General features: G+C 59.7%; 12 protein-coding genes and 1 riboswitch. Of the genes, 5 read left to right on the forward strand and 7 right to left on the reverse strand.

Features of this window, described 5'->3' with window-relative positions:
* Nucleotides 1-14: 14 nt before the first annotated feature.
* Entirely contained in the window at nucleotides 15-251 is a 237-nt protein-coding gene (locus tag AC2FIR_RS08235) for a hypothetical protein (RefSeq protein ID WP_170614818.1), read from the forward strand.
* A complete protein-coding gene (locus AC2FIR_RS08240) occupies nucleotides 248-1228 on the forward strand; it encodes a D-2-hydroxyacid dehydrogenase family protein (RefSeq protein WP_170614817.1) in 981 nt (326 codons plus the stop codon). Before AC2FIR_RS08235 ends, AC2FIR_RS08240 begins: the two co-directional genes overlap by 4 nt.
* Here AC2FIR_RS08240 and AC2FIR_RS08245 read toward each other — a convergent pair.
* Nucleotides 1197-2216: an AbrB family transcriptional regulator gene (locus tag AC2FIR_RS08245; protein WP_480913369.1), complete on the reverse strand. Its 1020-nt coding sequence runs from the start codon at nucleotides 2214-2216 to the stop codon at nucleotides 1197-1199. The genes AC2FIR_RS08240 and AC2FIR_RS08245 overlap by 32 nt on opposite strands.
* A 122-nt stretch (nucleotides 2217-2338) precedes the next feature.
* On the opposite strand from AC2FIR_RS08245, the gene AC2FIR_RS08250 reads away from it, so the two are divergent.
* Genes AC2FIR_RS08250 through tcuB form a run of 3 tightly spaced genes read left to right on the forward strand, consistent with a single transcriptional unit; the run spans nucleotide 2339 to nucleotide 5482 of the window.
* Nucleotides 2339-3019 (forward strand): GntR family transcriptional regulator, encoded by a 681-nt coding sequence (locus AC2FIR_RS08250; protein WP_170614815.1) that lies wholly within the window; start codon nucleotides 2339-2341, stop codon nucleotides 3017-3019.
* 11 nt (nucleotides 3020-3030) lie between these two features.
* Nucleotides 3031-4425, forward strand: coding sequence for an FAD-dependent tricarballylate dehydrogenase TcuA (gene tcuA, locus AC2FIR_RS08255; protein WP_170614814.1), 1395 nt, complete (start codon nucleotides 3031-3033; stop codon nucleotides 4423-4425).
* Nucleotides 4415-5482, forward strand: coding sequence for a tricarballylate utilization 4Fe-4S protein TcuB (gene tcuB / locus AC2FIR_RS08260; RefSeq protein ID WP_496715992.1), 1068 nt, complete (start codon nucleotides 4415-4417; stop codon nucleotides 5480-5482). The genes tcuA and tcuB overlap by 11 nt, the downstream gene beginning before the upstream one ends.
* A gap of 54 nt (nucleotides 5483-5536) precedes the next feature.
* Here tcuB and AC2FIR_RS08265 read toward each other — a convergent pair whose 3' ends face one another.
* From AC2FIR_RS08265 to cphA, 6 genes are all read right to left on the reverse strand, one after another.
* On the reverse strand, nucleotides 5537-6544 hold the full coding sequence (locus tag AC2FIR_RS08265) for a FecCD family ABC transporter permease (protein WP_170614812.1): 1008 nt from the start codon (nucleotides 6542-6544) through the stop codon (nucleotides 5537-5539).
* Nucleotide 6545: 1 nt separating this feature from the next.
* On the reverse strand, nucleotides 6546-7493 hold the full coding sequence (locus AC2FIR_RS08270; protein WP_170614811.1) for an ABC transporter substrate-binding protein: 948 nt from the start codon (nucleotides 7491-7493) through the stop codon (nucleotides 6546-6548).
* Nucleotides 7494-7511: 18 nt separating this feature from the next.
* On the reverse strand, nucleotides 7512-8297 hold the full coding sequence (locus AC2FIR_RS08275) for an ABC transporter ATP-binding protein (protein ID WP_170614810.1): 786 nt from the start codon (nucleotides 8295-8297) through the stop codon (nucleotides 7512-7514).
* Nucleotides 8294-8650, reverse strand: coding sequence for a DUF1636 family protein (locus tag AC2FIR_RS08280; protein WP_170614809.1), 357 nt, complete (start codon nucleotides 8648-8650; stop codon nucleotides 8294-8296). The genes AC2FIR_RS08275 and AC2FIR_RS08280 overlap by 4 nt, the downstream gene beginning before the upstream one ends.
* A gap of 101 nt (nucleotides 8651-8751) precedes the next feature.
* Nucleotides 8752-8954: riboswitch (cobalamin riboswitch) on the reverse strand.
* A 110-nt stretch (nucleotides 8955-9064) separates the two neighbouring features.
* Nucleotides 9065-10801, reverse strand: coding sequence for a Mur ligase family protein (locus AC2FIR_RS08285; RefSeq protein WP_496762113.1), 1737 nt, complete (start codon nucleotides 10799-10801; stop codon nucleotides 9065-9067).
* A gap of 15 nt (nucleotides 10802-10816) precedes the next feature.
* Nucleotides 10817-13618, reverse strand: coding sequence for a cyanophycin synthetase (gene cphA / locus AC2FIR_RS08290; protein WP_496746379.1), 2802 nt, complete (start codon nucleotides 13616-13618; stop codon nucleotides 10817-10819).
* Between the last annotated feature and the right edge of the window lie 21 nt (nucleotides 13619-13639).

Raw genomic sequence — 13639 nt, forward strand, 5'->3', positions numbered from 1 at the left:
TAGGAGGTGTCACGATGGACCACTATTCCGAATGCCTCGACATTGCTCGACAGGAACTCAAACTGGCGCAAGCCGCGCTGCGACGGGACATGACCGAGTATCCGGCACCGATTGCGGGCTGCGATGAACAGTTCAATCACCTGCTTGATCAGAGCGAGCGCGTTCGCAACGCATTGGCAGCGCTTGAGGCAGCGCATTTTGTCCCAACTCCAAGAAAGCTCGAAGCCGAGCGGGGTATTGAAAGCCGGTGAAAGTCCATGTTCTCGATGATTGGTTCGACACATTGCGCGGCTTGCCCTGCTTTTCAAAGCTGGCCGACCATGAGGTTACGGTCTGGACAGATCACGTCGAAGATACGGATACCCTGGCCGCGCGCCTGCAGGACGCCGAAGCGCTGGTCCTGTTCCGGGAGCGCACCAGGGTAACCCGTGAGTTGCTTGAGAAACTTCCCAACTTGCGCCTGATCAGCCAGCGCAGCGTCTATCCGCATGTGGACGTTCAGGCATGTACTGACAACATAGTGCTGTTCTGTTCGAACATGCACGCGGGCACGCCGTCTTACGCTGCTGCTGAACTGACCTGGGCGCTGACCATGGCCGGAATGCGGAACCTGCCGGCGCAAATGGAATCCGTCAAGGCGGGGCGCTGGCAAGCCGGGGTCGGCAAGACACTGCGCGGGCGACAACTGGGCCTTTATGGCTATGGGCGTATTGCCCGGGCCGTTGCGGGCTATGCCGAGGCGTTTGGCATGAGCGTTGTTTGGTGGTCGTCTGAAGATGGCCGCGCCCGCGCAGCCGCCGATGGTGCGGCGGTCGCATCCAGCCGACAGGAGTTTTTTTCCGGCAGCGATGTCGTTTCGATCCATGTGCGCCTGAAACCGGAAACCCGCGGTATCATCACGGCAGCCGACTTGCGGGCGATGCAGCCCGGTTCGCTGTTTGTGAACACGTCGCGGGCCGGTCTGATCGAACCCGGCGCGCTGTTGAAGGCGCTCAATAACGGCCGCCCCGGAAATGCGGCAATTGACGTGTTTGACACCGAACCGCTGACCGATCCTGACGACCCGTTGCTGTCGCATCCCAACCTGATCGCAACGCCGCATATCGGTTTTGTGACCGAAGATGAGTTTGACCTGCAATTTGCGGATATCTTTGATCAGGTGAACGCCTTTGCCGAAGGCGCTCCGATCCATATGATCAATCCCGAGGTCTGGACCAGCGCAAAATAAGATTGGCCGCGATGGGCGCCCCAATGATCACCAGCACAATCCGCGTCAGGTGATGAGTGATCACGAATCCCAAATCCGCGCCTGAAACAATGGCCAGCACAGTCATCTCGGCCTGACCTCCGGGCGCAAAAGCAAGGAACGCCTCGACAGGGCGACCCAGCCCGAGTGTGGTGACAACAGCCGTAAAACCCGCAGCCAAGATGGCAAGAACAACGACATAGGCAACACCGGCGGCAACGACACGGCGCAATTCGCCCCATGTGACGCCAACGAATTTCACTCCGATCCCGCACCCGATGAAGAACTGCGCAGCCAGAATAGCTTCACGCGGAGGACGGGAGTGGATGAAATCCCCCAAGGACAGAGCAGCGGTCAGGATCATCGGCCCGAGGATGGATGCGCCGAACAGGCCAATTCTCTCTCCGCCTTTCCAGCCGACCAAAGCGGCCAGAACCATGAGCAGAATTTCGTGCACCGGCAGATTGCTTGCGGGCTGCCCGATGGGGTTGGTCAGTTCAGCATCGTAGAACACTGTCAGAAACAGCGGTGCCAAAGTGACAATAATTAGAACGCGCGTGCCGTGAATCAGCGACAGGGTGCGTGGATCGGCGCCGGCTTCGGTCCCGAAGATGATCATGTCCTGCAATCCGCCCGGCATTGCGGCGTAGAATGCGGTTTTCTCATCGAACCCCCACACCTTGCGAAAGAACGGAACGCCGACCAGCGCGATCAGAATGATGAAGAAGGGGATTAACATGATCGATGCTGCCATCTTGGGCAGATCGGCGAACAGGGCAGCCGTGATCGAGGCACCAACAGCGACACCCAGAATGGTCCGGGCTGCGACAGAAACCTGACCAAAGCCTTCCATTGGTGCGTGAGCCAGTGCCGCAATCAGGCAAGCGGTCATTGGACCGAACAAAAACGGCAGCGGCAGGTCCAGCGCCCAGAAGATCGCAGTGCCGAAAACCGCGAGGCCAAGGGTCATCGACCGCTTCACGAAGAGCGAAGTCTGGTTTCCTGGGGTGGACAAAGGTTGGTTTCCGACGCTGTTGACTCACTATGTATCCAAATGTATACAAGTGGACGCAATATGCAAGTGTGAGTGTTATGACTATTCAGGACGACCCATTACAGCCCGGCCCGCAAGGCAGCTCTGCCTATCAGAGATTGCTGGACGAGATCCGCGAAGGGTCGTTGTTGCCTGGTGAACGACTGCGGGAGATTGAGCTGTCCGATCGGCTGGGCGTCAGCCGAACGCCGGTCCGCGAAGCCATCCGTCAACTTGAGGCCGACGGGTTGGTCACGCATGTCCCACGATTGGGCGCGACGGTCCGCAGCCTGGATTACGCCGAGGTCATGGAACTGTACGAGATGCGCGCCGTGCTTGAAGGCACTGCAGCGCGCCTTGCTGCGCGGGCCGCGTCGGACGTGGAACTGGACGAGCTTGAGGTTTTGAATGAGCGTCTGGCCGAGGCGGGAACAGGTCCGGATGCGGCGCGGATCAACCGGATTTTTCACGCAACGCTACTGGATGCGGCCAAGAACCGGTTTCTGGCAAAATCCATGCTGTCCTTGCAAAAGGCTTTGTTGATCCTTGGCCCATCGCAACTGCTGGACAGCGATCGGGCTGAGGCTGCCGTGGCCGAACATCGCCGTATCATGGCCGCCCTCAAAACACGTGACGGGGCGGCAGCCGAGACGGAAATGCGAGCGCATATCCAGGCTGCGCAACGCATGCGCATTCGCGCATTGCAGGAACGAGATCGCACCAGCGATCAAGGCCAATAGGACAACCGGAAATGGCACCTCAAACCGAAGCTTATGATATTGCAGTGATCGGCGGGGGAAATGCCGCCCTCTGCGCCGCGATGACGGCAGCCGAGGCGGGCGCCCGTGTCCTGATCCTGGAGGCAGCACCGAAACCCTATCGCGGTGGAAACTCGCGCCACACCCGCAACTTTCGCTGCATGCACTCGGGCCCACTGGGCCCGCTTGTCGAAGCGTATGGCGAGGACGAATACCTGTCCGATCTTTTGAAGGTGACCGACGGACAAACTGACGAGCGTCTCGCACGGCTGGCGATCCGCACTTCCGAGGAATGCCTGCCTTGGATGGAAGAACACGGGGTCCGGTTCCAGCCGTCGCTTTCGGGGACCCTGTCGCTGGCGCGAACAAATGCGTTTTTCATGGGTGGTGGCAAGTCTCTGGTTAATGCGTATTACAGAACAGCGGCAGGGCTGGGCGTTGAAGTGCTGTACGAGGCTGCCGTCACCCATCTGGAACTGAATGGCGACAGGGTCGAATGGGTCGACTATACCCACGAGGGGCAGTCCCACCGCATCGCACCGAAGGCCGTCATTGTCGCCTCGGGCGGGTTTCAGGCCGACACCGATTGGCTGACCCGTGCCTGGGGACCGGCGGCGCAAAACTTCCTGGTCCGTGGAACGCCCTATAATCGCGGTGTGGTGCTGGCCGATCTGCTGGATCAGGGTGTCGAGAGTGTCGGCGACCCGACCCAATGCCATGCCGTTGCGATCGACGGACGCGCGCCCAAGTTTGACGGCGGCATTGTCACCCGTCTTGACTGCGTGCCGTTCTCCATCGTCGTGAACAAGAACGCCGAGCGGTTCTATGACGAGGGCGAGGATGTCTGGCCCAAGCGTTACGCGATCTGGGGTCGTCTGGTGGCAGCTCAGCCGGAACAGGTGGGCTACGTGATCATCGACGCCAAATCGCTGAACCTGTTCATGCCTTCTGTTTTCCCGCCGCTTCAGGCTGATACTCTGGATGAACTGGCCGACACAATGGACTTGCCTGCCGGAAAGCTGAAGGCAACGGTCGCCGAATTCAATGCCGCCTGTGGCGACGTCAGCGGCTTCCATCCAACCGAGCTGGACGGAGTTTCCACATCCGGCCTGACACCACCAAAGACAAACTGGGCCCGCCCAATCTCGGAACCGCCGTTCTATGGCTACTCGCTGCGCACCGGTGTGACCTTCACCTATCTGGGGCTCAAGGTCGACGAGACGGCACAGTGTTCGACCCCTAACGGCAAGATCAGGAACCTTTGGGCGGCGGGGGAAACCATGGCCGGCTCGATCCTGGGGCAGGGGTATCTGGCCGGGTTCGGCATGACCATTGGAACGGTTTTCGGACGTATCGCAGGACGTGAGGCCGCCGCTTATGCAAACTGAACTGATACAGGAAGCCCGCCGTCAGGCCGAGATTTGCAATGCCTGCCGGTATTGCGAGGGTTACTGCTCGGTTTTCCCGTCATTGCACGCCGAGCGCGCGTTCTCGGATGGCGACATCACACAACTTGCCAACCTCTGTCACAATTGCAGGGGTTGCTATTATGCCTGCCAGTACACCGCCCCGCACGAGTTTGATCTGAACCTGCCTGCTGCTTTGGCCGAAGTGCGCCGGGACAGTTGGGAAAGCTTCGCCTGGCCCCAGCCTTTGGCGCGTCGCTTCCACACCCAAGGAGGGGCAATTGCGCTTGCGCTGGTCCTCGGTTTTGCCGCGCTGTTTTGGGCGATCCGGGCAATCGGGTCTTCTGGCGGCGAAGGTTTCTATGCGGTTCTTTCCCACAATGCGATGGTGGCGATCTTTATGCCCGCCTTCCTGCTGCCGCTGTTCAGCATCGCCATCAGCTTGCGCCGCTATTGGCGTGCGGTTGACGGAAAGTCAGTCCAATGGGCCGATCTGACAGCGGCGTTCAAACGCGCCGGGACGATGCAGGATCTTGCGGCCGGCCACGGCGAAGGCTGCAATTTCGAAGATGAAGACCGGTTCAGCCACGCCCGCCGACACATGCATCAGGCGATCATGTATGGGTTCCTGCTTTGCTTTGCCTCAACCTCGGTTGCGACAGCGATGCATTACGGCTTTGGCCTGTATGCACCCTACGGATTCTGGTCATTACCCAAACTGCTTGGCGTCTCAGGCGGTATCCTGTTGACCATCGGCTGTGGCGGCATGGTCATGTTGAAGCAGAAATCCGATCGTGACCTAGGCGACACGTCCGCGTGGGGTGGAGAGATGGGCTTTATCCTGCTGTTGGGGTTTGTTGGCCTCAGCGGCCTTGTCCTCTACGTGCTCGGCTCGACCACAGTGATGCCCGCTCTTCTGGCCATCCATCTGGGGTCGGTTCTGACCTTCTTCCTGCTCATGCCCTATACCAAGATGGCACACGGGTTCTATCGCCTCGCCGCACTTGTCAGAGATGCACAGAGGAAGCGGGGCACATAAATGGTTCGCACCAGCCGCTGCTTGCGCCCTGGATGGAAGGTGGAAAGGGTCCGGTCAGCGGGCTCTGGTCCTGAACAGGAGCAGGAACACGAACGCCGATCCGATTGAGGTTGTCACGATCCCGACAGGCAATTCCTGCGGGGCCAGCAACAAACGGCTGATAATATCCGAGCCCGTCAGCAATGCGGCGCCGACGAGAGCTGCGGTCGGCAGCAGATGGCCATGCAGCGGCCCCGCGATTCCGCGGGCGATGTGAGGGACCATCAGACCGACGAAACCGATGACACCGGCGACCGAGACGAACACCGCCGTTGCCAGCGCCGCAACAAAGAACATGCTGAACCGCAGTCCGCGCACGGGTACGCCGAGGGTAGAGGCAGTAAGGTCGCCGGTCAGCAGCGCGTCGAGCCAGCGGCTGCGGTAGAGAGAAAAGCTCAGGATCAGAAGCAGGCCTGCGCAGACCAGCGGAAACGTCTCCCAGCGGGCCAGGCCCAGACCGCCCAGCATCCAGAAAATCACGGAATGCGCGGCGCGGCTGTCGCCTGCAAAAATCAGGTAGTTGGTGATGGCCGAGAACAGGAACGAAACCGCAAGCCCGGCCAGGATCAGTTTTTCGGGCGCGCTTGTGCGTAAACCGTGAACCAGCGCCAGCACGATGCCCGACGCCACAAGCCCGCCGCAGAACGCGGCCAACGGCAGGGTCCAAAAGCCCAGCACGTCGCCGGTCACGGTGATCACGAACACGGCGCCGGCCGCCGCACCCGAGGACAGGCCGAACAGGAAAGGATCAGCAAGATCGTTGCGGGTTGTGGTTTGCAGGACGACGCCGACGATGCCCAACCCGGCGCCGATTACGGCCGCGAACAGGGCGCGCGGCAGGCGCAAATCAAACACGATCCGGTGCAACGGCGACATTTCCCCGTCACTCAGACCTGTTCCCAGCAAGACAGCGGTGAACGTGTCGGAAACCGGAATGGATGTGGTGCCGTAGATGGTTGAGATCAGCAAAAGGGCGGCCAGAACGACCGCCCCCAGCAGAAGTGTCAGGCCAAGTCGACCCATATCAGTTGAGATCCGGATGCATGGCCTGCGCCATTTTCAGGATCGCCTCGATATTTGCCGGTCCGGGGGTAAGTTCCTCGTACCGCAGGCCAATCCAGGCCTCGTTCTTGACGGCATCGGTCTGGGACATCACCGGATGCTCCTGCAGAAATTTGAAGGTATCCTCGGCGCCGTTGCCGGTCTGGTAATCCAGCAGCACCAGAAATTCGGGGTTGGCGGCCGCCACCGTTTCCCACGAGGTGCGGCCCCAGCTTGTATCCATGTCATGGGTCACGTTTTCACCGCCCGCTGCGGAAATCATCGCATCGGGAATGGCAAACTTGCCCGCGGTGAAGGGCGCATCAGCCGGACCATCCAACAGGAAAACGCGCGGTTTGGGCAGATCGGCTGTCCGGGTTTCGATCTCGGTCAGTTCTTCTTTCCAACCATCAACCAGTTCCTTCGCCTTGTCTTCGACCTGCATGACCTGGCCCAGGCGCAGAACGTCATCAAACAGCAGGTTCATGCTGGCTTCGGGGCGGTCCTTGTCCAGATGCACGCAGCTTTCGGACAGGATCAAGGTCTTGATGCCAAAGGGTTCCAGCGTGTCAGGGGTCACGTCTCCGCCCGGCTTCATCCCGTAATACCAGCCCGCGAAGAACATATCGGGTTCGGCGGCCACAAGGTTCTCGACCGTTGGGTATTTGGGCGCAAGCTCGGGAATGTCGCCGCGCAGCGTATCGAATTCCGGGCTGGTCTTGTACCATCCGGTGATGCCGGTCAGCCCGACGATCTTGTCCTGCAGACCCAGCGCAAAGGCCATGTCGGTCATGTTCATATCGTGCACGACAATCCGCTCGGGCGCAGTTTCAAAAACCAGCGGCTTGCCGCAATTGTCGACGGCAATTTCTTGCGCCGACGCACCGCCTGCCAGGGCTGTGGTCAGGACCACCGACCAGATCTGTTTCATTCAAAGATGCTCCTAGGGTTAGTTTGAGACCGAGGTTTTTCGGATATCCAGCGCCGGAATCACGCGGCCCTCATGGTGAAAGTACAGGTAGTCGACGCCAAAGGTTTCCCGAACCTGGTCCGAGGTCAGCACATCGGCCACGGGACCAAAGCCCGTGAGCCGCGCGGATTTCATCATGGCCACATGGGTGGCGAATTCGGGGATCATGACGAGGTCGTGGACGATCATAACCACCGTGATGCCCAACTCGGCAACCAGCGACAGCATCCGCCCCTTGGCGTCGGGGTCCAGATGGTTTGTCGGTTCGTCCAGAAACAAAAGCGAAGGGTTCTGTGCCAGAGCGCGCGCAATATGCGCACGTTGACGTTCACCCCCGGAAAGTACGCCCATTCGTTTGTCCGCCAGATCACTCAGACCTGTCAGGTTCAAAACCCTGTCCAGTTCGGCGGCGTGGCCCTCTTTCGACCGATCAGCCCGGATCGGGATTTGCCCCAAGGCCACATATTCCCGCAAAGACAGTCTGCTATCCGGCAGTTCGTGCTGACTGACAACAGCGATCATTCGGGCGCGCTCGTTGGCGGGCATGTGTTTCAGGCTGCGCCCATTGATCAAAACGTCGCCCAGCACCAGTTCGGCCGTGCCGCACAACAGGTTCAGAAGCGTCGTCTTCCCGGCCCCGTTCGGCCCGGCAATTGCAAGGATTGCGCCTTCTTCCAGTTCAAAAGACGCCGCTTGCAGCAGAACATCACCATTCAGCGCATAGTATTCGACGTCACGCACGGCAAGAAATGCAGAGGTCGTCATGAAGGCTCCTCCAAAATCATTCGGGGCAAACGGGAAAGGGTTTTGTCAAAAAGCGCGCTCGGCCTGTCGGACGCGCATGTCCATCCATCGGCACTGTTCTGATATTGCAACGCGAATTCGGCCAAGGCCGCGATGTCATGCGGGGTCCGGATGTCACCGAACAGGTATTGGGCTTTGCCGGCGGCCTGAAACCCAACAGTTGTCGGCTGCGCACACCCGGCCATGCAATCGACCGTGCGAATGGCAAACCCGGAAGGTAGCGCATCTGACAAAGAAGAGCGTATTTTGTCCGCAGACAAATCACCGTTGCATGTCGAACAGATCAGAAGAATATGATCAGTGGCGTCTGACATGGTCCGCTCCACTTGTTGCCAAGCGCGGACAGAAGGTGCTGATCATGTAAACACGTGACTGACGTGCCATCTAAGCCTCCTTCCAGGGCGCCCCGCCCTGGGTTGGTTGAACACTGATGGCAGGTCTCCTGACTCGCGGGTCCTTGCTTGGCCTTCCTTCCCGGCCTATTCGGCCAGTGGGTGTTTGGCGTCGCTCACCGCTTACAGTTGCGGGGGCAGTTACGGACTTGGCCTTCAGGGCCGCACCGTATTCCCTTTTCATCCCTCGGGTCTTCCTTCGGGAACCATCTACTAGCTAAGTGCCTCAGACCCGGGCATGCGTCAATACAGAATTATTGGCAGGACAATCGGATCGGCTGGGCAGGGCGGTGTTCGAATTTCACCGCCCGAGGCTCTCGGATTCAGCGTAGGGGTTCAGTTTTCCAGCAGTTTTAAGACTTGCTCGCGCTCGGACAGGACCAGCAACAGGGCGAGATCGCCCGGTTCGATCTGATCCAGTATTGTCCTGCTCGCCTCGGTCGGGGAAGGCGCGCTCAGGATCTGCTCATCCCGAAGACCCTTGTCCATTGCCGCCTGCTTAATCAGCTTTGGAATCTCACCAAGGTTGCGTCCCCGCAGATAGCCCTCAAGCTCGGCAGCGACGACCACATCCGGCTGGAACCGCAAGGCCGTTTGCGTGACATCGATGATGTCCTGATCGGACCGGTCCCCGGCATGGCTTAGCAGTATGAAGCGGCGCTTTGCCGGAAGTCCGGACAAAGCCTCGCACACCGCTGCGACCGAATGTGGGTTATGCGCAAAATCGACAAAGACACGGGCGCCGTTATGTGAAAACTCGTTGCACCGGCCAGGATTATCTTTGGCGTCTGGCTTGAACCCGGACAATCCGGCGCGAATGGCCTGCATCGGGATATCGAGTGCGCGGGCCAGACACAGCGCAGTCATTGCGTTGAGAATATTGTACCTGGCAGCCCCGCCCATGGCGAGCGGCACATCGTGAACCGAAATCACCGGTTGTTCCGAGAAGCCATCGAAGAACACAATCATCTCGTCCCGCAGGAAGGCACAACAATGTCCTTGCTCGCGGGATTGTTGGATCAGTGCGTTTTTCTGGTCCAGCGAGAACCACCAGATCCTGCAGGACGTGTTCAGTGCCTCATCCCGGACATACGCGTCATCCGCGTTCAGGGCCAGAACGCCATCTTTCTTAAGGGTGCGGTGCACGGCGAACTTGGCATGCGCCAACTCCGGAACCGTGTTGACGCCATACTGACCCAGATGATCATTGGCGACATTTGTGACAGCCGCAGCCGAGGCGGCATGGGTTGGAAGACCCCGGCGCAGGATTCCACCACGGGCAACCTCCAGACAGGCGACTTCAAGCCGCCGGTCGCGCAGCAGCATGCGCGCTCCGCCGGGGCCGGAATAATCACCACGGTCGAGGATGTCGTCGCCGACGCGGACAAACTCGGTCGAGGTCAGCCCGGCAACCTTGCCCGCCGCCCGGGCGATCGCCTCAAGCAGCCGGGTCGTTGTGGTCTTGCCATTGGTTCCGGTGATGAAGGCGACGGGGATGTTATGCAAGGCGTCCCACTCGACTTCATCAGGCGCAGGCAGAGCGTTCCAGGCCCAGATCTGGCTTCCGACCCCGTGGCCGATCGAAATCTTGTCGTCGTCACACAGGATATCGACGCCCCGCGCCGAGGCCGCCTGGATCAGGGCGATCAGGGCCGGATTTGCCTCTTTGGCCATGACGTCGCGGACGTCGGCGATCATCTTGTCGAAATCGCCGGTTGTTTCCCCGACCAGCGCCGCGGCACAGAAATGCCATGCGGTCTGGACCGCAAAGATCGCTGAATATAGCTGATCCATCGGCGCTGAAATCGCAAGGTTCACGCCGCCGGTGAATACCCGATATGTCAGCTTTTCTTGGTGCCAGCCGAGCGCATCCAGCACGCGACGTGCATGATGCTGCCACAGCTCAATGACACGCGAAGACTGCTCCTGGCCAAAAAAGACGTCCATGATTGCGCCCGGGTGATCCCAGAGCAACCCGGGCCCGGTCAGCCGGCGCGCATCGTCTACCCGAAACGCGTCACTGGTCGCGCTGGGGATGGTCAGCGCGGTCTCAAGCTCTTCAATTCTGTCCATTCCGGTGCCCTCGGCTCAATCCGCGTCTTCGCTGATTTCGCGGGCCAGACGCACGCCGCGCTCGTCCCGGATCAGGGCCTGATCGCTGTCGAACATGTCCTCGAAAGAGGTCTCAACAGGGGCAGGCTTGCCGATTGCTTCAGCTTCAGGTGCGTCTCCATCCGAATTGAAGTAGATGATCTGTTTCCAGCAGCGGGTGGTGTCGTCGCCGAATATCACCAGCAGATCGCCGGGAGCTGCCATTTCAAGACCCGCCGTCACCGCTTCGACCTCATCAGGGATGATTGTGATCGCCTCATCCGGCGTGCCGCCTGCAATCAACGCCTGCCGCAGCATCTGAGGAATTTCGTCATGCCCGCGTCCGCGACGGCGGTCGTCAGCCTTGCAGATGAAGTGGTCAAAATGACCGGCCAGCGCCGCGCCCGCGTCCTCGACGTCCTCGTCACGACGGTCACCGGGCATCGATACGACGCACAGCCTGCGGCCCTTGATCTCTAGCTGGTCGGCCAGCGCCGCCATTGCCTTCAGGGCGGCGGGGTTGTGGCCATAATCCAGGATTACCTTGAACGGATGTTCGTCATAAACGTTCATCCGCCCCGGTGCCTGGAAATAGCTGGTGTCAAAGGTCCGCAGCCCGTGGCGGATGTTGTCCAGATCAACGCCAAAACTATAGGCCATGGCGGCAGCAAACATGGCGTTCTGCACGTTGAAGATCGCCTTGCCTTCCAGTGTCGCCGGGATCAGGTGCGACCAGAGCACGGGGATATGCAGGCCATTGTCGTAGATGGTCAGCATGTCACCGTTCATGCCTTTTTCCAGCACGATGGCCTTGCCGCCTTCCTTGATATGTTCTTTCACAAGACTGTGGCCGGGATTGGTCGTGACATAGAAGATCTGACTTGCCCCGGCATAATCCGCCATCTTCAGGCAGTTGATGTCGTCGGCGTTCAGAACGGCCGTATCCGTGGCGCTTTCCACCACGACGCGTTTGACCACGGCAAGCTCTTCAACCGTGTTGATGCCACCCAGCCCCAAATGGTCGGCGGATACGTTCAGACAGGCGGCCACGTTCGAGCGTTGATAGCCCAGGCCCGAACGCACCAGCCCGCCTCGCGCGGTCTCCATCACGGCGAAATCGACCATCGGATCGCGCAGCACGATCTGGGCCGACTTGGGCCCGGTCATGTCGCCCTTGACGCTCAGCTTGCCATCCACATAGACCCCGTCGGTCGAGGTCATGCCAACGGTCTTGCCGCTGGTTTTCATGATATGGTTCAGCATCCGCGATGTTGTGGTTTTCCCGTTGGTTCCCGTGATTGCCGCAATGGGGATGCGTGTCTTGTCCCCGACTGGGAACAGCATGTCGATCACCCGACCGGCAACATCGCGCGGTTGGCCTTCGGACGGAGCTACGTGCATCCGGAATCCGGGGGCTGCGTTTACCTCGACAATCGCGCCGCCGATATCTTTGTAGGACTTGGTGATGTCGTCGATCAGAAAATCGACACCGCCTACATCCAGCCCAACCGCCATGATGGCGCGTTCAGCCATGTCGCGGTTGTCGGGATGAACCACATCGGTCAGGTCGATGGCCGTGCCGCCTGTGGACAGGTTCGCGGTAGAGCGCAAATAGAAAACCTCTCCTTCCGGCAAAACGGTTTCTTCGGTCACACCGGCGTTTTCCATCAGGCGTTTGGCCTGATTGTCGATTTCCAGCATGGTCAGCACTTTTTCGTGCCCGATGCCCCGGCGCGGATCCTGGTTCACGATAGCGACCAGTTCCGCAATCGTATGCTTGCCATCCCCCATCACATGACCCGGAACCCGTTTGGCGACGGCGACCAGCTTGTTGTTCACCACCAGCATCCGGTGATCAAATCCTGTAATGAAGCTTTCAACCAGAATGGCGCGGCTTCGCGAGTGTTCCTTGGCCTCGGCAAAACCGGCCTCGACCTCGGATTCCGAGTTCAGATTGATCGATACTCCGCGGCCGTGATTGGCATTCAGCGGTTTGACCACCACCGGAAATCCGATCCGGCCAGCTGCTTTTGCGGCTTCGCGGGCCGAATAGACCATGCGCTGTTGTGGCACCGGCAGGCCCAGATCGTTCAGCAGATTATGGGTATCTTCCTTGTCGCAGGAAATCTCGACCGAGATATGTTTGGTCTCGGACGTGATGGTCGCCTGAATGCGTCGCTGATACTTGCCATGCCCGAACTGAACCAGCGATCCTTCGTTCAGGCGGATCCATGGAATGTCACGTTCTTCGGCGGCCTTGACCAACGACCCGGTCGAGGGACCGAATTCCTTGCGTTGGGCACGCAGAACAAAGCTGCGCAACTCGTCGTCCCAATCGAAATCGGGATCGAAATCATAGTCCAGGGCGTCCTTGAGGTTTTGCGGCAGCAGGTGCATCAGCAGGCGCATCGCCAGTTTCCCGGCATCAAGTCCCACGTCGCGCTGGCGGTATTCGTAGACCATATTGTACTGGCCGGGTTCGCCCGTGCCCCGCGTCCGGCCAAATGTCACATCCGTGCCGGCCACGTTCTGAACCTCGATGGCGCAATGTTCCAGCACGTGACCCAGCCAGGTGCCTTCATCCTCGCGCAGACGGCGGATAAAGCCGCCGGGCTCGCGGTAGGAACAGCCATGCTCGGCAAGGCCGGGGAGGGCCGCGACCAATGCGTCGATGAATTCGGGGCCTATTCGGGCCGAGGGCCAATCTTCCAACAATCCCAGATCAATGACGTGTCGAATAACCGGAAAACTTGCCCAGACGTTGGGACCGACGAAGACATTGGTAGAGATTATTTTCATAAGGCTCCTCGTTTATTAATT

The organism is Ruegeria sp. CDSB136, assembly GCF_059610965.1.

Coding starts and splice junctions, on each gene's coding strand:
- AC2FIR_RS08235 (WP_170614818.1), top strand. CDS start 15: ATGGACCACTATTCCGAATGCCTCGACATTGCTCGACAGGAACTCAAA.
- AC2FIR_RS08245 (WP_480913369.1), bottom strand. CDS start 2,216: ATGACCCTTGGCCTCGCGGTTTTCGGCACTGCGATCTTCTGGGCGCTG.
- AC2FIR_RS08250 (WP_170614815.1), top strand. CDS start 2,339: ATGACTATTCAGGACGACCCATTACAGCCCGGCCCGCAAGGCAGCTCT.
- tcuA (WP_170614814.1), top strand. CDS start 3,031: ATGGCACCTCAAACCGAAGCTTATGATATTGCAGTGATCGGCGGGGGA.
- tcuB (WP_496715992.1), top strand. CDS start 4,415: ATGCAAACTGAACTGATACAGGAAGCCCGCCGTCAGGCCGAGATTTGC.
- AC2FIR_RS08265 (WP_170614812.1), bottom strand. CDS start 6,544: ATGGGTCGACTTGGCCTGACACTTCTGCTGGGGGCGGTCGTTCTGGCC.
- AC2FIR_RS08270 (WP_170614811.1), bottom strand. CDS start 7,493: ATGAAACAGATCTGGTCGGTGGTCCTGACCACAGCCCTGGCAGGCGGT.
- AC2FIR_RS08275 (WP_170614810.1), bottom strand. CDS start 8,297: ATGACGACCTCTGCATTTCTTGCCGTGCGTGACGTCGAATACTATGCG.
- AC2FIR_RS08280 (WP_170614809.1), bottom strand. CDS start 8,650: ATGTCAGACGCCACTGATCATATTCTTCTGATCTGTTCGACATGCAAC.
- AC2FIR_RS08285 (WP_496762113.1), bottom strand. CDS start 10,801: ATGGACAGAATTGAAGAGCTTGAGACCGCGCTGACCATCCCCAGCGCG.
- cphA (WP_496746379.1), bottom strand. CDS start 13,618: ATGAAAATAATCTCTACCAATGTCTTCGTCGGTCCCAACGTCTGGGCA.